Source organism: Carnobacterium inhibens subsp. inhibens DSM 13024, from assembly GCF_000746825.1.
Lineage (GTDB): Bacteria > Bacillota > Bacilli > Lactobacillales > Carnobacteriaceae > Carnobacterium_B > Carnobacterium_B inhibens.
On record NZ_JQIV01000006.1, the window covers coordinates 992,893 to 1,015,936 of the forward strand.

The following is a 23,044-nucleotide window of genomic DNA, read 5'->3' on the forward strand; positions in this document are numbered from 1 at the left end:
TACTTGTCAGGTTTAATGATTTACATCATGCCGCCCATGCCTGGATCCATTCCCATTCCGCCCATTGGAGCATCTGGTTTTGGTTGATCTGCAACAACAGCTTCAGTTGTTAACAATAGAGCTGCAACACTTGCTGCATTTTGTAAAGCAGAACGTGTTACTTTAGTTGGGTCAATGATTCCAGCTTCGATCATATTTACCCATTCATCAGTAGCCGCGTTATATCCTACGCCTAAATCAACGCTTTTTAATTTTTCAACAATAACAGAACCTTCAAGTCCAGCATTTGTTACGATTTGACGAACAGGTTCTTCAAGAGCACGGATCACGATTTTCACACCTGTTGCTTCATCGCCAGTTGCTTCGATTTCAGAAACTTTACGTTGAACATTGATCAACGCTGTTCCACCACCGGAAACGATTCCTTCTTCAACAGCTGCACGAGCTGCATTTAGAGCATCTTCAATACGTAATTTTCGTTCTTTTAATTCTGTTTCAGTAGCAGCTCCAACTTTGATAACGGCAACTCCGCCAGAAAGTTTAGCTAAACGTTCTTGTAATTTTTCTTTATCAAATTCAGAAGTTGTTTCAGCTGCTTGAGCTTTCAATAAAGATACACGGTGTGAAATAGATTCAGCAGAACCGGCACCTTCAACAATTGTTGTTGCATCTTTTGTTACAACAACTTTGCTTGCATGCCCTAATTGGTCAATAGCTGTATCTTTCAATTCTAGACCTAAATCTTCAGTAATAACTGTTCCGCCAGTTAAGATAGCAATATCTTCAAGCATAGCTTTACGACGATCTCCAAATCCTGGAGCTTTAACAGCAACAACATTGAATGTTCCACGTAATTTGTTTAATACTAATGTAGGAAGAGCTTCTCCATCCACATCATCAGCAATAATCAACAATGGACGTCCTTGTTGTAAAATTTGTTCTAATAATGGAAGGATTTCTTGAATATTAGAGATTTTTTTATCCGTAATTAAAATGTATGGATTTTCTAAGTTAGCTTCCATTTTATCGTTGTCTGTTACCATGTATTGAGATAAGTAACCACGATCAAATTGCATACCTTCAACAACGCCTAATTCTGTTTCAATTCCTTTAGATTCTTCAATTGTAATAACGCCATCTGTTCCAACGCGTTCCATTGCTTCAGCAACCAATTCTCCTGTTTCATTGTTGCCTGAAGAAATAGCAGCAATTTGCGCAATTGATTCTTTTGAATCTACTTTTTTAGAGATAGCAAGCAATTCTTCTACAGCCACTTTTGTCGCCATTTCAATCCCGCGTCGAATACCCACAGGGTTAGCTCCAGCAGTTACATTTTTTAATCCTTCGCGAACAATAGCTTGTGTTAAAACAGTTGCTGTTGTTGTACCGTCTCCAGCAATATCATTTGTTTTAGAGGCAACTTCTGAAACAAGTTGTGCTCCCATATTTTCAAAATGATCTTCTAATTCAATTTCTTTAGCAATTGTAACACCATCATTTGTAATAAGTGGTGAACCGAAAGATTTTTCTAAAACAACATTTCTTCCTTTGGGTCCTAATGTTACTTTAACAATATCTGCTAAAATATCTACTCCACGTAACATTGATGCACGTGCGTCTTCAGAAAATTTAATATCTTTTGCCATTTTTCCTTCACCTCATTAATTTAGTTTGTTCAGTAGTTTTGCTTTAGTTTTATTTAATCGATGACTGCAACGATATCGTGCTCTTTTACCACTAAATATTCTTTACCGTCATATTTCACTTCTGTTCCAGTATATTTTTCAAATAACACAGTATCGCCAACGTTAACTGACAATGCTACTCTTGAGCCGTTTTCTAAAATACGACCTTCCCCAACAGCAATAACAGAACCTGTTTGAGGTTTTTCTTGAGCTGAACCTGGTAAAACAATCCCGCTGATTGTTTTTTCCTCTTCCTTAGCAACTTCAATAATGACACGATCTCCTAATGGTTTTAACACGTAAATCCCTCCATCTAAATTATTTCTTCGATTTTAGCACTCAAACAGACCAAGTGCTAAACCACTTCTTAATAATAACAAATATAGAAAAGAATGCAAGAATTTTTATCTCAATTCTTTCTCCTTTTTAAATGAGCTCTTTTCCATTAAAATATAAACTAGCTCATATTATCTGTTGTATTCATTTGCCAACATTTTATGGTATACTGAAAAACGAAGTATTTTTAGTATTATATAGAATAAAGTTTCCTCTTCTTACTTTTAGAGGCTTTTATTCGTTGTATTAAACCAATTTACCAAACTGTGGAAACGACAGTTCATCTCGAAAAAAAGAAGGTCTTAGTCATGTTGAAGAAACTTACTCGTCACACATCTGTTTTAATGATCGTATTTTACTTAATTGCTCAATTCTTACCGGCAGTGATTCTTGCGCTAGCTCCAAAAAGTTTACAAACAGAAGCAGCTATTTATGGAACAATTTTCAGCTTTTTTATTGGAGCAATTGCTATGCTGCTGCTTAATCGAAAGTCAACCATTCGAAATTCGTTGACTTTAGCTCCCTCTGTGCCTAGAAAAAAAGTGATCTATTGGGGAATTATTGGAATACCCTTAGTCCTTTTGGTTCAGTATCTCGCAAATCTTATTGAAATAGTAGTATTGGGACTTCCAATAGCTTCGGAGAATACTCAAAGCATTCTTTTGATCGTCGATAAGTATCCGATTTATCTTATCATTGTTTCTATATTAGGACCAATCATGGAAGAATTTGTTTTTAGAAAAGTTATTTTTGGTTTCTTATATGATCTTACAGGGCCTATAGGCGCTGCAGTAATCAGTGCATTACTCTTTGCTTTTATGCATCTTGATGGACATATTTTACTTTATTCTAGTATGGCTTTTGTTTTCAGTTTTCTCTATAGTAAAACTAAAAATATTGCTGCACCAATGATTACTCATATTGCTATGAACACATTAGTTATGTTAGTAAACTTCATATGAGGGATTACTATATGTTAGAAAGGAATTTTTCATTTGATAAATAAACGTAATTTTATAATGCAAATCATTTTTACTTACTTGATGTCTGGAATATTCATCTGGTTTGCTATTGATTCAGTAGGCAATTCTGGCTGGACATTTTTCTCTATCCTTTATGTATTGTTTTCTACTAGTTATTTTGTTAGAGCTACAAAAATACTCGAAATTTATTTCAAAATCAAAAAAGGAAACAAACCATAAAAAACGGTTTGTTTCCTTTTTTTTAATCTTTTGTAGGTTTGTAATGATCTAAGAAATAAATCAATGTTTGCAATTCATTTGTTAAATCAACGTTTTGGACTCTTACATCATCCGGTACAGAAATTCTGTATGGGGTGAAATTTAAAATACCTTTTACATTTGCTTCTACTAATCGATCAGCCGTTGCTTGTGCTACAGATGATGGAATGGTAATAATAACAATTTCAATTTGTTGCACTTTAAGTTGTTCAACCATGTCGTCCATGTGATAAATAGGAACACCACTTAAAATAGTGCCAACGATTTCTTGATCGATATCAAAAGCTGCACTGATTCGCATGTTGTTGCTTTGATGGAAGTTATAATTCAATAAAGCATGTCCTAAATTCCCTACTCCAATTAAAGCTACATTTGTCAATCTATCTTGTTTAAGTGTCTTACTGAAGAAGTTCATTAGATCCTCAACATCATATCCGTATCCTCTTTTGCCTAAGGCTCCAAAATAAGAAAAGTCTCTTCGAATTGTAGCACTATCAACTTTAATAGCCTCACTCAATTCAGTTGAAGAAACACGTACTTTTCCGGAATCATGTAAGAATCGCAAATAGCGATAATAAATCGGCAATCGCCTAGCCGTTGCATTGGGTATTTTCTTTTCTACCATTCTTTTATCCTCCATCAGTCTTTAGTCTAATTTCTCCAATTTTTTTGCTAGTTCAATTCACAAGCAAATCATTATATATTTTACTTCACAATCTTTTTTTAGTGAACGTTCTTATTATATCATTTTTTTTGTATATTACTAGTATTAATTTTTGTCATTCATTCCAATCTCTATTTAACATTAGTGTCAAAATTCACAATAATGCTTGTGAAGCCACTTCTAAAAAGTTAGCTTTTTTGGGTTTGTAATTTCACTCAGCCCAAATCTATGATAAACTACTAATGAGAATGATGAAATGAGGACCAAGACTATGATTCTATTACAAGCACAACACGTTGCCCGCTATTTTGGAGCAGATGTGTTGTTTGAAAATATTTATTTAGAAGTACAAGAACATTCGCGGATTGCCTTAGTTGGAAGAAATGGTACAGGTAAATCTACTCTTTTAAAAATGATCGCGGATATTGAACAACCGGATGCTGGAAAAATCGTCAAAGGAAAGCAAGTCAGTATTGGCTACTTAGCACAAAATACCGGTCTAGCTTCTGAAAGAACGATTTGGGATGAAATGTTGACCGTTTTTGAATTGGTCATTCAACTAGAAAAAGATATGCGTTCGATCGAACAGCAACTTGGTGACCCTGATTTGTTATCTGATGAAGAACTTTATACAGCAACTTTAAATCGCTATGACCACATCCAACATCGTTTTCGTGAGGAAAATGGGTTTGGTTATCAATCTGAGATTCGTTCTGTGCTGCATGGTTTTCGTTTTTACGAAGAAGATTATACTAAACAGATCAGTCAGCTTTCTGGTGGACAAAAAACACGCTTAGCATTAGCAAAATTATTATTAGAAAAAAAAGACTTATTGATTCTTGATGAGCCTACAAACCATTTAGATATTGAAACTCTCAGCTGGCTGGAAACCTATTTGCAATCGTATACTGGTGCCTTACTGATTGTTTCTCATGACCGCTACTTTTTAGATAAAGTAGTGAATGAAGTTTATGAGATCAGTCGTCAAAAGATTACTCATTATAAAGGTAATTATTCAAAATATTTAGATTTAAAAGCCGCTCGTCTTGAACAAGAATGGAAAGAATTTGAGAAACAACAAGGCGAAATTGCTAAGTTAGAAGATTTCGTCAATCGTAATTTAGTCCGTGCGTCAACTACTAAACGTGCTCAAAGCAGGCGCAAACAATTAGAAAAAATGGACCGTATCGATAAACCTCAAGGCGATGAAAAGTCTGCTCGTTTTTCATTTAAAACTGAAAAAGAAAGTGGCAATGTTGTTTTAACTTTATCCAATGGTGCGATTGGGTACGATGGAACCATTCTATCTCGCCCTGTTGAATTAGATGTTCGAAAATACGACTCGATTGCTTTAGTCGGACCAAACGGAATCGGAAAATCAACATTGCTAAAATCACTTATCGATCAACTTCCTTTGATCCAGGGCGAAAAGCATTTGGGTACAAATGTTTCATTGGGCTACTATGATCAAGAACAATCCGACTTAAATTCAACTAAATCTGTTTTGGCAGAACTTTGGGATGAGCACCCTACAACGCCTGAAAAAGATATTCGTTCAATACTTGGCAGTTTCTTATTCTCTGGAGAAGACGTAGAGAAATCAGTATCTTCCTTGAGTGGTGGAGAAAAAGCACGTTTGGCTTTAGCTAAATTAGCTATGAACAAAAATAATTTCTTAATGTTAGATGAACCGACAAACCATTTAGACATTGACAGTAAAGAAGTTTTAGAAAATGCACTAATTGATTTTGATGGAACTCTTTTATTTGTTTCACATGACCGTTACTTTATTAACCGCATTGCAACGACGATCATTGAGCTCTCTGAAGAAGGAAGCACACTTTATTTAGGTGATTATGATTATTACCTTGAAAAGAAAGCTGAACAAGAAGAGTTGCGTTTGCTTGCTGAGACGGAATCAGCTGAAAAAACAAAAGATGAATCTGTTCCAACAGTCAAAGCATCTCGTGAAATCAATAAAGAAGAACAAAAGTTGTTGCGTCAATTAACACGTCGTATCGAGGTCATTGAAAAAGAAATGGAAGAAGTTGAAACAATCATTACTCAGTGCGAAACTCAATTGATCGACCCAGAAGTATTCGGAGATCATGTACATGTGCAAGAACTAAATGAAGAAATTACTGGTGCTCAAGAACGATTGGATAACTTAGTCAGTGAATGGGAAGAAAAAAGTTTACAGTTAGAAGAAATGCAATAAGCCAAATAAAAATAAGCTAAACGTTTAAATAAAAAATTAATTCTACCAAATTATGCGGGAGGCAGTTTAGTGTCTTATCATCCAAAGTGGAGTAAAGCTAAGAAGCATTTAATGAGTTTTGTGTGTGATTCTTTGCATAATAGAATAGATTTTCAAGTTATTAATTATCGAAAAGCACATGACCAGTTAGGCAGAGCTGTCCTAACTGTTGATAAAGTAGAAATGTTAACTATGTGCACCTTAACTGCTGAAAGAGAAGCCTATTATAAAGAAATGGCTATTCGCACTCAATTGAATGATTTTAATGTTGTTGATGTTTTTAAGAACCAAACCTACCAGACAGACGCATACGAACAACAAAAAAAGGAAGGCATCTATGCACAATTTGATTTCTTTTCTGTTCTAGAAGATTATTTCAATTCGCCAATTGAACGTTCTCTAAAGTCGAAGGATATATTAACAAAAATATTATGTATGTTAGATCGCAGAGTAGGTAAAAGAACTTTACGCAACATGCAAGAATCTATTTTAGAAGAACATCCATTGGTTTACGATTTTTATAAACTACGTTGTGCTGCAGAACATATAACGATACACAATGCAGATCAATAGACATAAATTTTCCCAAGTACTAGGACCTCATTTTTTGCATACTGTCACCATTGTTTTTTACAGAATCTAAAAAACTCATTCTCCGAAAAAATTGAGAATGAGTTTTTTTCTATGCAGTTTTGTATGGTCTAATTATTTCTTTTAATTGAATGTCAATCCTGGTTTAGCATTTAATGCGTAATCCGTGAACTGATCTTGTTGATAGTGGACATATGCTGCCGCTCCGATCATAGCTGCATTATCCCCACACAATGATAGCGGTGGAATAGCTAATTCTACATTTGGCAATTCTTCAGCCATCGACTTAGTAAGAGCATCACGTAAGCCTTTATTCGCAGCTACTCCTCCTGCTAAAAGCAATTGTTTTACATCGTATTCCTTAGCAGCTCTAAGTGTTTTTGAAACCAAAACTTCAATCACGCTTGCTTGAAAACTAGCTGCTAAGTTAATGTTGTTTAGTGGTTCGCCTTTTTGGTTCGCATTATGAACTGTATTGATAAAAGAGCTTTTTAAGCCGCTAAAACTAAAATCATAGTTATCTTCTTTTAACATAGCTCTTGGAAAATGATACGTGTCTTCTCCCAAATGTGCCATTTCATCAATTTTCTTTCCGCCGGGATAAGGCAGTCCCAGTACTCGACCAATTTTATCGTAGGCTTCTCCTGCTGCATCGTCTCTGGTTTCACCAATAATCGTGTAGTCTCCATCTTCTTTCATATAAACCAACTCAGTGTGTCCTCCACTAACTACAAGAGCTAAAAGTGGGAAAATAAGTGGTTTTATTAAGCGATTTGCATAGATGTGTCCTGCCATATGATTTACTGCAATCAATGGCAAATGATGCGCATAGGCAACAGCTTTAGCTGCGTTTACTCCGATTAAGAGAGCTCCTACTAAACCAGGTCCTTGCGTAACAGCAACTGCTGAAAGGTCTTCATAACCCACCACTGCTTCTGTTAAAGCTTCTTCGATACATTGTGTGATTTGTTCTACGTGATGACGACTAGCAATTTCAGGCACGACTCCGCCAAAACGCATATGGCTTTTTATTTGTGAAGCAACAATATTGGAATGAACGATTGTCCCGTCTTCAACCACTGCTACACTTGTTTCATCACAACTTGATTCAATCGCTAAAATTAAATTTCTTTCTATAGACATACTTTCACTCTTTCTTTAATAGACTCTTTAACAAGACAATTTTTAACTATTTTATACTTAGTTGCATGATTAAGGCATTTTCTATCGGATCATGGTAATAATTTTTACGTGTAGCAATCGTTTCAAAACCGATTTTTTTGTATACAACAATTGCAGACTTATTCTGCTCTCGAACTTCTAAAAACACTGTCTTGATTTCGTTTTCTTTCAAGTAATCAATAAAAGATCGTAAAAATAGTTGACCAATTCCTTGGTTTTTATAGGCGGATATGATACCGAATGTTGTTATTTCTGCTTCATCAAAAAGCATAGTGTATCCAATAAAACCAACCTTTTCTCCCTCATACAAGGCTATTGCGTATTCATTATGAGTTCCAGTTAATTCCTGTTTATACATTTCAATTGACCATGGACTTCCGTTTACATAGCTGTCTTCAGCTAATTGAAACAATTCATTTTCAGTTACTATTGCACTTTGTTTAAATAAAAAAACAATTTTTGGGTTTTCCATTGTTTCATTCCTTATAAAAACTTACTCATTTCCAGGGCATCTTCTCGATCACCACTGTAGTAGTTCTCTTTTATTTTCCCATTTTCAAATCCCAGCGTACGGTATAAGCTTTGAGCTTTTTTATTTGAAACACGTACTTCTAAACTTACTTTCTGTATGCCTTCTTGCAGGGCTATTTTTTGTAACTCGGTAATCATAAAAGTCGCAATTCCTTGTTTTTGATAATTTGGAATAACAGCAACATTTGTAATGTGTGCTTCCTCTTCTACTAGCCATGCTCCAATGAAACCAACAGGCTTAGTTGATTGCCGGACAATTAGATAAATAGCCCTATTGTTATTTTTGATTTCATGCTGTAAAGCATATTCGTTCCAAGGTATTTTGCCATTATAACAAAGCGACTCAATTTTTAAAATACCTGAAATATCTGATTCTGATCCAATAGACACGGTTAAAAAGGAGCCATCACTCAACTGAACGAAGTCTTTTTCTAATCGTGCACGCTTAGCCAGCTTCTTATTAAGAGGTATTTGGCTAAACGAGGTAGTTTCGCTAAACCATTGCTTAAATTTTTTCAACATAAGCTTCCTCCAGTTGATCTGGATGCTCCTTACGCCAATTTTCCTCCGCTTCTGCCAATTTCAAGTAATCAGGCGTAAATGTATGTGCATCTACAGGTTCTTCATGTAAGCCCAACAGACCTAAAACGCCAGCTTTTGGAAGATGATCTTTTAAAGGCGCTTCGTACACCCGATTCGTTAAATAGTGTTCAAATGTGTCTTTATATAAGAAACGGTCTTCTCCAATCAATTCAAAAGTGCCTTCTTTTTTACTTAAGTATTCAGCCCACTTTTCTGCTGAAATATGGGTATCTGCTTCTACTTGGATTAATTCCCCATTTTGCCATTGATACAAACCGGTATAAATATTTTTACGTCGAGCATCGAATAAAGGCACAAGATAGTGTGGAGACATTTCACAGTTTCCAGCCAACATCTTCAGACTAGAGATCCCTACCAACTCAATTTTTAGCGTCCATGCTAATGTTTTGGCAATCGTTACACCAATACGTAAACCAGTATAAGAACCAGGTCCTTTAGCCACTACGATTCTATCTAACTCACTAGGGTTCCAGTGTACATCATTCATTAGCTCATCAATAGCCGGCATTAATCGTTCGCTATGGTTTCGTTTAATATTTGTAGTCAATTCTCCTATAATTTTACTATCTTCTATTACTGCAATACTCATTGCTTGATTAGAAGTATCTATTGCCAATACTTTCATGAAACGGCTCCTTTTTGTCCAACTTAATTCTAGCTTTATTTTAGCACATATCTCTTAAAAACTTAAATTCCTTCTTTAAGAAAGCGTATTAGTTGATTTTTATTTTTCTAAAAGTTATGCTTCATTTGTAAGATAATTCTTATCTCCAACTGTTGTTGCTGAACGGCAACACATTTGCTGGATAAAAATTATCGCCGTAAAAAAATCTAGTTTCATAGGAGGAATTGAACATGGAAAAAGATAACGGAATGAAAGATAAAGCTAAAGGTATTAAAGACAAGGTTGTTGGTGAAGCTAAAGATTCATATGGTGATGCAACAAACGACCGCAGCAAACAAGCTGAAGGTAAAGCTCAAAAAGCCAAAGGCGAAGTTCAAAAAAAAGTCGGTAAAGTAAAAGACGACTTAAATGATAAGAACGATAAGTAAGAATTAACTTTGTTTCCCCCTAAAGAGTACTGCTAACGTGGTACTCTTTTTAACTTAACTTAAATTAATCAGGAGGATGGGCAATGGCTAAAATCTTAATTACCGGTGCAACAGGAACGATTGGTGAAGTACTAACCACTCATTTGAAAAAAAACCATGAATTAACCTTAGTAGATATTGATTTTTCTAAATCTGATAAAGAACTTGTTAAAGGAACCACTACAAAAGAATTAGATTTATCTGTTTTAGATAACTGGAAAGGACTGCTAGAGGGTATTGAATATGTTATTCAACTAGCGGGGGATCCAAGTCCTGATGCGGAGTTTTATGATAGTCTTTTAGATTTGAATTACAAGCTTCCACATAATCTCTATATTGAAGCTGCAAAAAGTGATTCGATCAAACGTATTATTTTTGCTAGCTCCATTCATGCTGTCGATGCTTACCCGCAAAATATCCAAGTCGCAACAAATGACCCCGTTCGTCCAGCTGATTTATATGGAGTGTCAAAAGTCTATTTGGAAGGTCTAGCGAGTCATTATGCTTTTACAACCGGGCTAGAGTCGATAGGAATTCGAATTGGCGATTTTAAAGGAGACGAACTTCCAGCATTAGATGCTCCTGAAGCTATGTCTAATTACTTATCAGGCAAGGATATGTGCCACCTTGTAGATTGTTGTTTAACAGCTACATTAAACGAACCATTCATACTCGTTAATGGTATTTCAAATAACACTTTCCCACGTTTAGATATTGATCAGGCTAGAGTAGATATTGGCTATAAACCAAAAGATAACGGCTTTAACCTTCTTGGTTATTTTAACCAAAACTAATTTTCATAAAGAAAAAACGGAGTTGGGATGACCCCAGCTCCGTTTCCTATTCGCTTTTATTCCCATTCACTTGGATCACTATTACGAACCATTTTCACGTCATAAACAGCTTTTATAACGATTGCTACACCTGCTCCTATCAGTGCTCCCAAAGGCCCAAAAATAAGCATACAAACAATTGTCGAGATAAATGTATAAAGCGGTCTTACACCAATTTCTCTACCTGTAACAAACGGTTCAGCAATTTGTCGAACCACATTAATAACGATATATACTAGTCCTAATTGCCAAGCAATCGTTGTATTTCCCATAAAGAAATGGATAAGTGCCCATGGAATCATGATAATCCCGCTTCCTAAAACAGGAATAATATCTATAATAGCAATTCCTAAAGCCTTTATTCCCCAGAAATCAATTCCTATAATATAAAAACCAATACATAAAAGAACAAACGTTAGAGCAGCTAATTTTAGTTCTGCTTTAAAGTAACCTTTGATTCCTTTTAACGATCGATAAAATATGTCTTTTAAATCACTCATTCTTTTATCCAGCTCCGTTTCTCTTAAGTCATTTATTTCTTTTATTATATAAGAATTCAACACTTGTGTGATCCAACTTGAGTAGTATCTTTTAATGATACAAAAAAACCATCTTAAACGCCAACAGTATGCTGCTGTCTAGGTTTAAGATGGTTTACTTAAAGTTGCTATTTTCTTTTTAGATAAACGCCATAATCAAGAAGTTCAATACAAACAATAATGTTGAGATCCATAATACTGGATGAATTTCTTTTGTTTTTCCTTTGACCACTTTAACAATGACATAGAAAATGAATCCAGCAGCGATCCCATATGAAATACTATAAGATAAAGCCATAAAAATAGAAGCAAAGAATGCTGGAATAGCTTCTTCTAAATTATCCCATTTAATTTCTAAGAATGAAGACATCATCATAACTCCTACTAAGATTAAAGATGCAGATGTTGCTTGAGTCGGCACAAGTGCGACTAGGGGTGAGAATAAGCTTGTTAAAAGGAATAATACAGCTACAACAACACTTGTTAAACCTGTTCTTCCGCCGGCACCAATACCAGCTGAACTTTCAACAAAAGTCGTTGTATTAGATGTTCCAAAAATAGCACCTACAGAAGTTGCGATAGCATCTGCGAATAAGGCTTTATCCATTTTTGTTTTAAAACCAGTACTATTGTCTAATGCTACTTCATCTTCAGCACTAAAGATTCCAGTTTTACGACCCGTTCCAATAAATGTTCCAATTGTATCAAATACATCTGATAAACTAAAAGCAAAAATGGTCATAATAACTAATGGCAAACGTGACGCACTGCTGAATAGAGAAATCATCCCTTCACTACCAAACGCAGCACCAAAAGTCGTTCCTAGCTCTGAAAAAGCATTGCCTAATGAATTAGCTGGGTTAGATATCACTGATACGTCTACCACGCCCATCGGAATTCCGATAATCGTTGTAACAATGATCCCAATCAGAATAGCTCCTTTTACATTTTTCACTAATAAAATAACGGTAATAATCAAACCAATCAAAGCTAATAAAGATCCAGGACTTGTAAAGTTAACTAACGCAGGTACAATCCCACCACCAGTTACGACACTCGAAATACCGTCTGAGTAAGAGGCTGTTGCATCAAAAGGAGCATTGTTGATTGTTTCGATATTGCCAGGTTCTGAAGTAAATTGAAGAAAACCTGAATTTTTGATCCCTATATAAGCAACAAATACACCGATTCCAGCACTAATAGCGTGTTGCAGACTTTCTGGAATAGAACGAATAATCATTTTACGTATTTTTGTTACGGTGATCAATATATTAAATATTCCACAAAGAAAGACCATTGCTAAAGCTTCTTGCCAAGAAAATCCTAAAGCAAATACGACTGTATACGTAAAGAATGCATTTAATCCCATACCAGGAGCTTGTGCATAAGGAACGTTAGCGAACAGCCCCATTACTAATGTTCCAATAGCAGCAGCTATTAAAGTCGATAAGAAAACTGCTTGTGTAGGCATACCTGTTAAAGAAAGAATTGCCGGGTTGACAAAAATAATATAAGACATTGCGAAGAAAGTCGTTAGCCCTGCTGTAACTTCAGTACCTACCGTCGTTCCATTTTCTTTTAATTTAAAAAACTTTTCCATTTTACTATTTCCCCACTTTTTTTGGATTACAAAGTGAACCTTGATAGTTAAATCTACTGAGTTTCAGTTTTTCTACCTAACTGCTTTATTGAAGATATAATGACAAAAAAATTAATTAATCACAGTTACTCCAATGCATCTAATGTATCTCTAAATAAACCAACTGAGTTTATCTAGAACCAATAGTCTGAACATTTACGGTGTCCGGTAGAAACTTAAAGCCCATATCGCTTAATTATATTCGGTTCTAAACATTGCAAGTTAATTATAGAAGATAAATTTTTATAAAACAACACCAAAGTGGATATTACGTCAAATAAAACATTTCATTGTTCGTGTTTAACATTAATAAAACTGTTATATAAAGGATTATTAACTATTTAATGGGTATTTTCTCTTATTTGTTTTTAATTCTTAACCGCTTTCTCTTTCAGTCTGTATATTCATAATAATTTTGAAAGAGTCTATTTTCTTTTACTAAAGGGTTTTCTTTTTTTATTTTTCTTTAGATACGTTACAATAGATTCAAAAGATACAGGAGGGATTTATTATGGATTTCACACAAGTAAAAGGATACAGTGAATTAGATTCAAATCAAATCAGCTGGTTGACCAACGTTTATGCGCAACACATGGATACATTGGACGATCCTCCTAAATACACTAAAGAAAATATTAAAGAAGTTTTATGGAACAATGATCTTCAAACAATGGATGTTCACTTTGATAATGGTGAGGTCGTTCATTACAGTAGTAACGGTGAGTGGAATTACGAATAGTTTTTAGAACTTCATTCGATTAAGTCTGATAAATAAACAAAGAACAGTGCAGAAATAACTTTTCTGCACTGTTCTTTGTTTATTTTTAATTTTAGTTCCTAGTTTAATAAGTAATAAAGAACAAATTTTTTTGATTTACCTATTTTCTTTTAAGCATCTTCCTTTTTCGATTGTTAAGAACGTCCACTCTTCTATGAAATGGCCTTCAACGAATAAGTGGAGCAGAAAATTAATGTCACTTTTTCATGAAACGGCTCTTCACGTATCAGTGAGTAAAAAATAACCTCCACTTTTCCGTCAAGACGGGGTTCACGTAAAAGTGATACAAAAAAAGTCTCACTCTCACTAGGAAGAGCAAAACTTTTTTTGTAGCTACTTTTTATTCCGTAACCCAACTTTACTTTCAATACTATTAGTTCTTAACTAAGTCATTGTAACGAATTCTTCGGATCCAGTAGGATGAATCGCTACTGTATTGTCAAAATCAGCTTTTGTTGCGCCCATCTTAATCGCTACTGCGAATCCTTGGACCATTTCGTCCAAACCTTTTCCAAGTCCATGCAAACCAACAATCTTTTCATTTTCACCTTGGCAAACCAATTTCATATATGTTTTTTGTCGATTAGCCGTTATAGAACTATGCATAGAAGTAAAAATAGACGTATACACTTTGATGTCTTCTTCTCCATACGTTTCTTTTGCTTCTTCTTCCGACATTCCAATCGTTCCAATCGGCGGATGGCTAAAGATAACTGTTGGAATGTTAGTGTAATCCAAAAATGCATTTGGTTTATTATTGAATAAGCGTTCAGAAAGTCGACGTCCAGCAGCTATAGCTACCGGCGTTAATTCAATATGGCCTGTCACATCTCCAATAGCGTAAATATTTTTAGCAGTTGTATTTTGATATTTATCAACCTTAATGTATCCACCAGCATTTAATTCTACATCCGTTACTTCAAGGTTTAAGTCTTTTGTATTTGGTTGACGACCAATTGCCCATATAAGTGTATCTGTTGTATGAGTAGAACCATCTTCAAAATGGATCGTTAGGGTGCCATCTTCATTCTTTATTACTTCTTTAGGAACAGAATGGATGTGCAAAGTTGCTCCTTCTCTAGCCATTGTTTCAACCAGTCCTTCAACAATGATTGAATCGAAGTTCCGTAATGGAGCATGCTTTCTAACAAATAAATGTGTATCTGAACCCAATCCATGCAATACACCTGCTAATTCAACAGCAATATAACCTGCACCAATAATCGCTACCCGTTCAGGTAATTCCGTTAATTCAAAGAATCCATCTGAATCAATTCCATATTCTGCACCTGGAATTTTTGGCCACTCAGGACGTCCACCTGTTGCAATCAAAAAGTGATCAGCTGTTAATTGTTCACCATTTACTTTGATCGTATGTGCATCAACAAACTTCGCATACCCATTTATCAATTCAACTTTATTGTTGTTTAAGTTTTTTTGATAGATCGTGTGTAGACGTGAGATGTAGCCTTCTCTATTTTTTACTAATTTTTCAAAATTTAATTGGCGATCTTTAATTGAAATGCCGTAATCTTCTGCATACAATTTCATATCATCCATTATTTGAGCGCCATGCCACATAACCTTTTTAGGTACACATCCTACATTGACACACGTTCCGCCAATAGCATTTCCTTCGATCAAAGCAACTTTTGCCCCATGCATTCCCGCACGGTTAGCAGAAGCAATCCCACCGCTTCCTCCGCCAATTGCAATATAATCATAATGTTTACTCATTTTCTAAATCCCTGCTTTCTTTGTAATTTTCTATCTTCACTTCAGTTAATGAAGTGTTTTACTCTTTATTTTCATTTAATCCATCTAAGTTCCCCACTTGTCTTGAGGGCTCTTCAAAGTAAAGATAGTACCCGCCTAATTTATGACGGTATGATTCTCTTTCTATCCATGGTTTATGCTTGCCACAATAATGGATAAATACCACTTTTTGTTCTACCCACTCCAGAGAAAACTTTCGAGGAAAAACACGATTCAATTGAGAATAAAAACGCGCGTCAAGATTATAGATCTGCCAATCTGCTTCTTTGATTTCGTTCCAGTACAAATGATTGAAAATATCCTGATCTGGCAGTACTAACCGATTCTTATTCACTTTTATGGCAGTAAATATCTCCTCTTGATTTCTTGTTTTTCGGATCAAAGTAAGATTCATTAGAATGACACCCGTATTAAAGTAATCTTCTGATGCTAATGTACCTAAACGTATATTATTAATAGGTTGGATCCATTTGGTTGCATAATCATGAGTCGTCGCTACAAATAACTTGCCTTCAAAATCTTGTTCATAAAATGATGAAAATGAACGTAAATTAATGATATCAGGGTCAAGATACAAAACCCGATCCAATTCTGCTGGCAACACGAATGGAGCTAGTAAGCGATAATACATTTCTATAGAGTAATACCGATTCACAAAAATTTCTTCTGTAAATAGATTCTTACAATCAATCGGGCAAAATGTATGTCCATTTTTAGTGATAAATTGTTGCAAATCTTCCAGTTTTTGTTCCGATATGCTTTGGTGCATAATATATACCGTAAACTTTTCTTTACTATTCGAATAAAAAATCGAACGAAGAACCGTGTACAGAGGAGGCAAATAATTTTCATTAAGTGTAAATAATAGATTCATAACATTTCTCCTACATTCTGCTTCTCTTTTATAGTGTAACTTTTTTTATCACTTTTCTCTACCTTATATTGGTTAGAATCGTTTTTTTCTTACTAAAAAAAAGTAATTAACTTATTAAAGTATGAATGAAACGTCAAAATATTTCAATTAAAGCAGAGCATTCAGCCAAAAATGATTTATAAAATGGAGTTAAACCTGCCTACTATTTCTTTTTCTCTCCTCATTTATTGTATACTTATGATAGATTAGTAAAATTTATAAATAAAGGAGTTTCTTATGAAAAAAGATACATCATTTTATTGGACATTATTTATGTCTACTTTTACTTTGAGTGCTTTTACTTTTGGCGGAGGATATGTCATTGTCCCTCTTATGCAAAAGCGCTTTGTACATGAGTTAAAGTGGATCAATGAAGAAGAGATGTTAGACTTAGTAGCTATTGCTCAATCATCACCGGGACCAATCGCTGTTAATGCCTCTATTATAATCGGTTACCGTATGGCTGGTATTCCAGGTGCTATTATTAGTGTAATAGGAACTTCTTTACCTCCACTGATAATTATTACGATTATTTCCTATTTTTACTTGGCTTTTCGTGATAATTCTATTGTAAATGCTGTTCTACTTGGTATGCAAGCTGGGGTGGCTGCCGTTATTGTAAATGTCGTGATCGGTATGGCAAAAGGAATCACTAAAACCAAAAAAAACCTGCCTATTATTGTTATGATCCTTGCTTTTCTTGTAGCTTCTTTTACTTCTATCAATATCGTCATCATTTTAGTTATTTGTGGTGCGATTGGGGCGTACACGACTTATAAAGAAACGCATCTGACAAAAGGAGGCTTAAAGAAATGATTTACTTGCAATTATTTTGGAGTTTCTTCCAAGTTGGTGCTTTAAGTTTTGGTGGCGGATATGCTGCTTTACCCTTGATACAAGAACAAGTGATTGAAAAAAATCAGTGGCTAACGAGTACAGAATATATTGATATTTTAACCATTTCACAAATGACTCCTGGTCCAATAGCATTAAATGCTTCTACCTTTGTTGGAACTAAAGTAGCTGGAATTCCAGGTTCCCTTATTGCTACTTTAGGGTGTATCACACCATCCGTTATCATTGTATTATCATTGGCAGTCCTATATTATAAATACAAAGGATTGTCGTTGGTTCAAGGAGTGATAAAAGGATTACGCCCAGCAGTTGTTGCTTTGATTGCTTCTGCCGGTTTATCTATCTTACTGACAGCTTTATTTAATAGCGATTCTTTTCCAATTGCATGGGCTGAGATTGATTGGATTTCCTTGATTCTATTTGGTATCGGTTTAGTTTTGTTACAAAAAACAAAAATTGGTCCCATCTATATTATGCTTTTAGCAGGAGTTGCCAGATTGATTATTTCTAGTATCGTGCTTTAAAATGAGATTTTTGTCTTTGATACTTCATAATGACCCTTTTTATTTTACATTTATTTGTCTAGAAAGAAGGTGGTTAAATGTTTGAATTAGATAACGGTGAAATCTTTTTACGCTTAATTTTAGCGGTTTTATTTGGCAGTGCCATTGGTTATGAACGTGAGATCAAAGGACATGATGCTGGTCTCAGAACTCATATATTAGTTTGTCTTGGAGCCTGTATCGTGACACTAGTTCAATTAGAAGTTACTTATAATACCGTTGAGATGGGCTTAAATAATCCAGATTTGACACAACTATTAAATACGGATATGACTCGGATGCCTGCGCAAATTATAAGCGGTATTGGTTTTCTAGGTGCCGGTACGATTATTGTGACGAAAAAAAGTGTTACCGGACTAACTACAGCTGCTTCAATTTGGACAATTGCTGGCTTAGGTATAGCCATTGGAATGGGCAGCTACTTTTTAGCTTTACTCAGCTGTCTCATTATATTACTTGTTTTACTTGTCATTAGACGTATCTTTCGCGTTCAAAGTTCAAAACGAATTGAAATCTATTATGTCAATCGAAAAGAAACGAAGCAATTTTTAAATACTTATTTTGAAAGTATGAGAATCAATGTTCTTGGTTTAGACTATAGTGTGGATACAAATAATAAAGAAAATAACAGTTATGTCAACCTCTACACACTTAGTTTACCAGATACTAAACCAATCGCTTCTGTTGTTGAAGATCTTTCAGAATACGAACACATTCTTCGTGTCCATACGTTAAGAGAAAACTAAAAAGCCTTGGAAGAGAGAACATCCTCTCTTCCAAGGCTTTTTTAAGTTGTTTTTTTACCTGGCTTGTTCCAAAATAATGTATTGAAGATCACCAATACAAGTCCTAGCAAAGAAGCTCCAATTCCTAAACATAAAAAGGGTGTTTGATACGTAAAGGTCACATTTGACGGGCCAGCCTGTAATGGAATCCCAATAAAACCTTCATTTACTTGGATCGTCTCAACTTTTTCGCCGTTCACTTCTGCTTTCCACCCTTTTGTATAAGGAATAGTGGTTGTTAAAATTGAAGGCTCTGATAGGTCTATCGACCCACTTACAGTCTGATTATCAAACGTTTCAATCATCAACTGTTGGTCTCTTTTTTCAGCTACTCTGTCAGAATAAGTGGAATCTAGAGGAACAGAAAACACGGTGATATCCTCAATCTTATATTCACCTGCTTTAGAAAATTGGATGGAAATAGTATCCTCTTGAGCACTTCCTTCTTGATATCCTATATTAAACAACATTTTCGTGCGTTTAAAGTAAGAACTAAAACTTAAAAGATTCGATTGATAAATCGTCTTCTTTTGTTCTCCAAATGCTACTTTAGCAGAATAACTCGTTGGTGTACCTGTCAATGGGTCACTGACTTTAGGCGTAAAATCTAATCCTTCAAAATACACGTATACTTCAGCATTTTGTACTGCACTTGGATCATCAAGAACCAATTCGATGGTCCCATTATTTTCTATTACATTGATTTCATTTTGCTCAACCGTTGCTTTTGTTGAGTCTGCAGAAATAATTTGATGTTCCACTTCATCAACAGACAACTCTTGATTAAAGACATCTAACTCTTTTATTTTATCGCTTTCTGAATCCAGTATGACACCATAAGATAGAAAAAGTTCTCTCTCAATCGGATTCAGTTTTTTTATTGACTCTTTTGTTAGATAAGTTGTATTCGCATAAGCAAATGGGAAATAATCTTGCGTCTCTGCAACAATATAATTTGAATCAGTTTCTTTGACCACATCATAACCATACGGCAGGTACTTCTCATTAGTAGCTTTAGTAATGATGTAACGAACGCCTAAAACGTTATTCGCTACCCTGCGATCATCAAAGCCATTTCGTAACGGTTGGATCAATTGAAATTGTCCTGTTTCCATTAATCGAGCAAAGTCTGAAATCGCTCCATTTGTTACTGACAAGTACGAATTCAATCCCATTTGGTTTAATCCTACCATCTGATTTTTCACATGATTGTCTTTGCTTGTTACACCAATACGCGAAATATCCTTACTTTCAGGAAGTTCCTGCTCAAGTTGATCAAAAGTCATTAAATAATCTTCATCAACGGTTCCATAATCCAATGACAAATTTAGTGTATCTTGCCCCCATGGATAGTAATAATCCATAGCGTTGTATGCTAAGTTCCCCATGATCAAGACTAATAAAGCTGCTGAATAAAGCTTCTTGCCTTTTATTGTCAACGATTGTGCGGCGCGTTGTTTATTTGCTACTATTAAAAGAACGAAGAGTACTAGAGCAAAAAAGATTGGCATGGCGTATGTTAATCTGAACCCAATGACACTGCCAATCAGAATCATAACTAAACTATACAAAGTAAGCATGTAACCCATTGCTTTCAACTCTTTTTTTTCCAAATGGAATCGTTGATTGTATAACATAGCTGCACCTAACGAAAAGAACATTGGCAATACGAAGGTCCAACGATTATAGGGTCCTGCAAAGCCGTTCATAATGGATCCAAACGCTGGCAATAATAGCATGATGCTAAATAATGCTAAACTAGATGAAATAAATCCAAATGTTTTTCGTCTTAACCATAATATAGGTATCAACAATAGTACGAAGGCCGAAAACCCAAATACCGTCCATAAGTACCGTTCCGATACAAATAAATTTGCGAATAAAGAAAAATAGTATTTAACTGGATATAGGGTCAATCCACTGGCAAACTTTCCTGGCTCTCTAGAAGACTGTAAAAAACCCCAAACGATTGGTATAAACAAAAAGCCTGATAATAATAATCCAATCAAATAAGAGTAAACAGATTTCCAGATATAGTGGAAAAGTAGTTTCATTTTTTTCATTCCATAAAGATGGAAATAACGAATGACGGCATAGATAAAAATCAATACACTCAACATGTAGAAAAAATAAAAATTGCTGCACGCACTAATAAAAATCATAAAAATAAATAACAAGTTTGATTCATTGTGCAAGATTTTTTCTATTCCTAGACACAATAACGGGAAAAAGATCATCGGCATCAGGAAAAAGGGATGCCTTGTTACATTTAGTATGACATAGAACGTAAAAGTGTACATGATTGTGCCCACCAAAGCCCCTGAGCTGGAAACATTCATACGGCGGCAATAGGTTAAAAAGGCTGCGCCAATACAATAGACGCGCAATAAAACCAGTACATGGAATGCCAATTCAGTCATGCTTGCTGGAAACAACAATCCTAAATACACAAAGGGATCACCTAAGACATAATAACCATAAGCCGCAAATAAATCTGAGCCCATTCCAATAGACCAATCCCAAAATTGAAATCCTTCTGAAGGTTGAGCTAAAAAGCCTCTTATCGAACTTAAATAATCTTTAAAAATCAAATAGTGCTGAGAATAGCCATCCCCTTCCCAGATAAACGATTTTTGTAACACAATAAAATAACTATAAATTCCAATAATCATTACTAAAAATAAACCTGTATAGAGAGCAAAAGTTCGTTTTGTGATTTTTCTTTCTTCAAATAAATTATCGCTGAAGGCATTTAACAACTTGATCACTCTCCTTGCTTAAAGATGAAAAATTTGCTAAAGGCATAATTCAGCACCACCACGATAAATTGTGTAATGATTTTTGCGATATTGGTGTTTAGTTCTAATCCATCAACCAATAACCACATGCTCCCCATATCGAAGACGGCTGATAATAAGCGAAAAGAAACAAACAAACTAAATTCTTTTAGCCACAATTTAACTGTTGGTGTAGAGGATTTAAACACATACTTTTTATTTGTAAAAAAGGCAAATAAAATTGAAGCAATAATGGCAATAGCATTTGCGAATAAATAATGCACATCCAATATAGAATCAAATAAGTAAAAAACAATAATGTTGACGACAGTCGTCAACCCTCCGAAAATCAAATAACTAATCACTTCTGCATACTTATTAACTAATTCTTTAATTTTCATCATGCTTTAAGTCCATCTCTTTCTTCCATTCATCTTGAATTTGATTTTTTTGCTCATTTTCTTTTTCAGAATATTCCTGAATAAAATATACCGGTCTTTCCTTGGTTTCTACAAACACACGTCCAAGATATTCTCCGATGATTCCAAGTGAAATAAGTTGAATTCCACCTAAAAATAAAATACCTGCAATCAGCGAAGGATACCCAGCAACCTCTGCACCAAATAAAGCTGTTCGAATAATTTCAATAGCCATATAAATAAAGGCAAACATTGAAATAATGAATCCAATAATAGACCAGATTCTTAATGGCATCGTACTATAAGAAGTAATTCCGTTTAGTGCTAGATTCAACAATGCAGATAGTTTCCATTTTGTTTCACCAGCTGCTCTAGGTTCTGCTATATAAGAGATTTCTTTCTTTTTGAACCCTATCCACCCGTACATTCCTTTGGTATAGCGCTCATGCTCTCTCAGTTGTCTTAGTGCCACAATGCATTTTTTATCGAGCAATCTAAAATCTCCAGCTTGTGGATAAACTTTCACCTTAGCTACCTTTTGCAAAAGAGTGTAATAGGTATTAGAAGTCCATTTCTTAAACCATGTTTCTCCTTCGCGTTCTATTCGAACAGCATAGACATCATCATAGCCTTCTTCCCACCAATGAATCATCTCAGCAAACGTTTCTGGCGGCTGCTGCAAGTCGGCATCAATAATAATGACCGCATCTCCCTTAGCATAATCAAACCCTGCTAACATGGCTGTTTCCTTTCCAAAGTTACGTGATAAATCTACGTATTGAACACGAGAATCTCTTCTCTTAAACTCTTTGATATAGTCCATCGTGCGGTCTTTGCTTCCATCATTCACAAATAAAAATTCAAATGAGTATTGAGATAATTCTCCACAAACGGCATCTAATTTTTTATACATCTTGTCAATTACTGCCTCTTCATTATAAGCAGGAATCAATATAGTAATTGTCTTCATTTTTATCGAACCTTT

24 protein-coding genes and 1 riboswitch are annotated in these 23,044 nt (G+C 34.9%); of the genes, 10 read left to right on the forward strand and 14 right to left on the reverse strand.

Annotated features, from left to right (window positions below):
- Positions 1-20: 20 nt before the first annotated feature.
- Both groL and groES read right to left on the reverse strand, forming a co-directional pair.
- The gene (groL, locus tag BR65_RS05870; protein WP_023178764.1) at positions 21-1,646 is read right to left on the reverse strand and encodes a chaperonin GroEL; all 1,626 of its coding nucleotides are present in this window, start codon (positions 1,644-1,646) and stop codon (positions 21-23) included.
- A gap of 53 nt (positions 1,647-1,699) precedes the next feature.
- Positions 1,700-1,984 carry a co-chaperone GroES gene (groES, locus tag BR65_RS05875; protein ID WP_023178766.1) on the reverse strand — a complete coding sequence of 95 codons (285 nt, stop codon included), beginning with the start codon at positions 1,982-1,984 and terminating at the stop codon, positions 1,700-1,702.
- Positions 1,985-2,329: 345 nt separating this feature from the next.
- Here groES and BR65_RS05880 point away from each other — a divergent pair, with 345 nt between their 5' ends.
- Positions 2,330-2,983, forward strand: a complete 654-nt coding sequence (locus BR65_RS05880; protein WP_023178768.1) for a CPBP family intramembrane glutamic endopeptidase — start codon at positions 2,330-2,332, stop codon at positions 2,981-2,983.
- Positions 2,984-3,064: 81 nt separating this feature from the next.
- Positions 3,065-3,223: a DUF4305 domain-containing protein gene (locus BR65_RS13640; protein ID WP_244877185.1), complete on the forward strand. Its 159-nt coding sequence runs from the start codon at positions 3,065-3,067 to the stop codon at positions 3,221-3,223.
- Between the two features lie 22 nt (positions 3,224-3,245).
- Here the strand turns inward: BR65_RS13640 and BR65_RS05885 are convergent, their stop codons facing one another.
- Positions 3,246-3,887 (reverse strand): redox-sensing transcriptional repressor Rex, encoded by a 642-nt coding sequence (locus tag BR65_RS05885; RefSeq protein ID WP_034537268.1) that lies wholly within the window; start codon positions 3,885-3,887, stop codon positions 3,246-3,248.
- 310 nt (positions 3,888-4,197) lie between these two features.
- Between BR65_RS05885 and BR65_RS05890 the strand changes: the two genes are divergently transcribed.
- Together BR65_RS05890 and BR65_RS05895 are read left to right on the forward strand one after the other, a co-directional pair.
- Complete coding sequence (locus BR65_RS05890; protein ID WP_034537269.1) at positions 4,198-6,144, forward strand: ABC-F family ATP-binding cassette domain-containing protein; 1,947 nt, start codon at positions 4,198-4,200, stop codon at positions 6,142-6,144.
- Positions 6,145-6,213: 69 nt separating this feature from the next.
- Complete coding sequence (locus BR65_RS05895) at positions 6,214-6,756, forward strand: SF0329 family protein (protein ID WP_023178773.1); 543 nt, start codon at positions 6,214-6,216, stop codon at positions 6,754-6,756.
- Positions 6,757-6,897: 141 nt separating this feature from the next.
- Here the strand turns inward: BR65_RS05895 and tsaD are convergent, their stop codons facing one another.
- Genes tsaD through tsaB form a run of 4 tightly spaced genes read right to left on the reverse strand, consistent with a single transcriptional unit; the run spans position 6,898 to position 9,715 of the window.
- On the reverse strand, positions 6,898-7,917 hold the full coding sequence (tsaD, locus tag BR65_RS05900; RefSeq protein ID WP_034537270.1) for a tRNA (adenosine(37)-N6)-threonylcarbamoyltransferase complex transferase subunit TsaD: 1,020 nt from the start codon (positions 7,915-7,917) through the stop codon (positions 6,898-6,900).
- Positions 7,918-7,963: 46 nt separating this feature from the next.
- Positions 7,964-8,428: a ribosomal protein S18-alanine N-acetyltransferase gene (gene rimI / locus BR65_RS05905; RefSeq protein ID WP_034537272.1), complete on the reverse strand. Its 465-nt coding sequence runs from the start codon at positions 8,426-8,428 to the stop codon at positions 7,964-7,966.
- Positions 8,429-8,439: 11 nt separating this feature from the next.
- Entirely contained in the window at positions 8,440-9,009 is a 570-nt protein-coding gene (gene rimI, locus BR65_RS05910) for a ribosomal protein S18-alanine N-acetyltransferase (protein ID WP_034537274.1), read from the reverse strand.
- Positions 8,993-9,715, reverse strand: coding sequence for a tRNA (adenosine(37)-N6)-threonylcarbamoyltransferase complex dimerization subunit type 1 TsaB (tsaB, locus tag BR65_RS05915; RefSeq protein WP_034537275.1), 723 nt, complete (start codon positions 9,713-9,715; stop codon positions 8,993-8,995). The genes rimI (BR65_RS05910) and tsaB overlap by 17 nt, the downstream gene beginning before the upstream one ends.
- A 230-nt stretch (positions 9,716-9,945) precedes the next feature.
- Between tsaB and BR65_RS05920 the strand changes: the two genes are divergently transcribed.
- Both BR65_RS05920 and BR65_RS05925 read left to right on the forward strand, forming a co-directional pair.
- Positions 9,946-10,143, forward strand: a complete 198-nt coding sequence (locus BR65_RS05920) for a CsbD family protein (protein ID WP_023178782.1) — start codon at positions 9,946-9,948, stop codon at positions 10,141-10,143.
- An 83-nt stretch (positions 10,144-10,226) separates the two neighbouring features.
- Positions 10,227-10,976 (forward strand): NAD-dependent epimerase/dehydratase family protein, encoded by a 750-nt coding sequence (locus BR65_RS05925; RefSeq protein WP_023178784.1) that lies wholly within the window; start codon positions 10,227-10,229, stop codon positions 10,974-10,976.
- A gap of 56 nt (positions 10,977-11,032) precedes the next feature.
- On the opposite strand, the gene BR65_RS05930 is transcribed toward BR65_RS05925, so the two are convergent.
- A complete protein-coding gene (locus BR65_RS05930; protein WP_034537277.1) occupies positions 11,033-11,515 on the reverse strand; it encodes an AI-2E family transporter in 483 nt (160 codons plus the stop codon).
- 178 nt (positions 11,516-11,693) lie between these two features.
- Entirely contained in the window at positions 11,694-13,154 is a 1,461-nt protein-coding gene (locus BR65_RS05935) for an NCS2 family permease (protein ID WP_034537279.1), read from the reverse strand.
- Positions 13,155-13,317: 163 nt separating this feature from the next.
- Positions 13,318-13,418, reverse strand: a riboswitch (purine riboswitch).
- A 286-nt stretch (positions 13,419-13,704) separates the two neighbouring features.
- Here BR65_RS05935 and BR65_RS05940 point away from each other — a divergent pair.
- Positions 13,705-13,932 carry a hypothetical protein gene (locus BR65_RS05940; protein ID WP_023178789.1) on the forward strand — a complete coding sequence of 76 codons (228 nt, stop codon included), beginning with the start codon at positions 13,705-13,707 and terminating at the stop codon, positions 13,930-13,932.
- A gap of 423 nt (positions 13,933-14,355) precedes the next feature.
- On the opposite strand, the gene gorA is transcribed toward BR65_RS05940, so the two are convergent.
- Both gorA and BR65_RS05950 read right to left on the reverse strand, forming a co-directional pair.
- Complete coding sequence (gene gorA, locus BR65_RS05945) at positions 14,356-15,708, reverse strand: glutathione-disulfide reductase (protein ID WP_034537282.1); 1,353 nt, start codon at positions 15,706-15,708, stop codon at positions 14,356-14,358.
- Between the two features lie 58 nt (positions 15,709-15,766).
- The gene (locus BR65_RS05950) at positions 15,767-16,621 is read right to left on the reverse strand and encodes a glycosyltransferase family 8 protein (RefSeq protein ID WP_034537284.1); all 855 of its coding nucleotides are present in this window, start codon (positions 16,619-16,621) and stop codon (positions 15,767-15,769) included.
- A gap of 276 nt (positions 16,622-16,897) precedes the next feature.
- Here BR65_RS05950 and BR65_RS05955 point away from each other — a divergent pair, with 276 nt between their 5' ends.
- The 3 genes from BR65_RS05955 to BR65_RS05965 all read left to right on the forward strand — a co-directional run bounded on the left by BR65_RS05955 (position 16,898) and on the right by BR65_RS05965 (position 18,824).
- Positions 16,898-17,476 (forward strand): chromate transporter, encoded by a 579-nt coding sequence (locus BR65_RS05955; RefSeq protein ID WP_023178794.1) that lies wholly within the window; start codon positions 16,898-16,900, stop codon positions 17,474-17,476.
- Positions 17,473-18,039 carry a chromate transporter gene (locus tag BR65_RS05960; protein WP_023178795.1) on the forward strand — a complete coding sequence of 189 codons (567 nt, stop codon included), beginning with the start codon at positions 17,473-17,475 and terminating at the stop codon, positions 18,037-18,039. The genes BR65_RS05955 and BR65_RS05960 overlap by 4 nt, the downstream gene beginning before the upstream one ends.
- A gap of 77 nt (positions 18,040-18,116) precedes the next feature.
- Positions 18,117-18,824 (forward strand): MgtC/SapB family protein, encoded by a 708-nt coding sequence (locus BR65_RS05965; RefSeq protein WP_034537286.1) that lies wholly within the window; start codon positions 18,117-18,119, stop codon positions 18,822-18,824.
- A gap of 41 nt (positions 18,825-18,865) precedes the next feature.
- Here the strand turns inward: BR65_RS05965 and BR65_RS05970 are convergent, their stop codons facing one another.
- Genes BR65_RS05970 through BR65_RS05980 form a run of 3 tightly spaced genes read right to left on the reverse strand, consistent with a single transcriptional unit; the run spans position 18,866 to position 23,029 of the window.
- A complete protein-coding gene (locus BR65_RS05970; protein WP_034537288.1) occupies positions 18,866-21,622 on the reverse strand; it encodes a YfhO family protein in 2,757 nt (918 codons plus the stop codon).
- Between the two features lie 5 nt (positions 21,623-21,627).
- The gene (locus tag BR65_RS05975) at positions 21,628-22,035 is read right to left on the reverse strand and encodes a GtrA family protein (RefSeq protein ID WP_269465134.1); all 408 of its coding nucleotides are present in this window, start codon (positions 22,033-22,035) and stop codon (positions 21,628-21,630) included.
- Complete coding sequence (locus BR65_RS05980) at positions 22,031-23,029, reverse strand: glycosyltransferase family 2 protein (RefSeq protein ID WP_034538650.1); 999 nt, start codon at positions 23,027-23,029, stop codon at positions 22,031-22,033. The genes BR65_RS05975 and BR65_RS05980 overlap by 5 nt, the downstream gene beginning before the upstream one ends.
- Between the last annotated feature and the right edge of the window lie 15 nt (positions 23,030-23,044).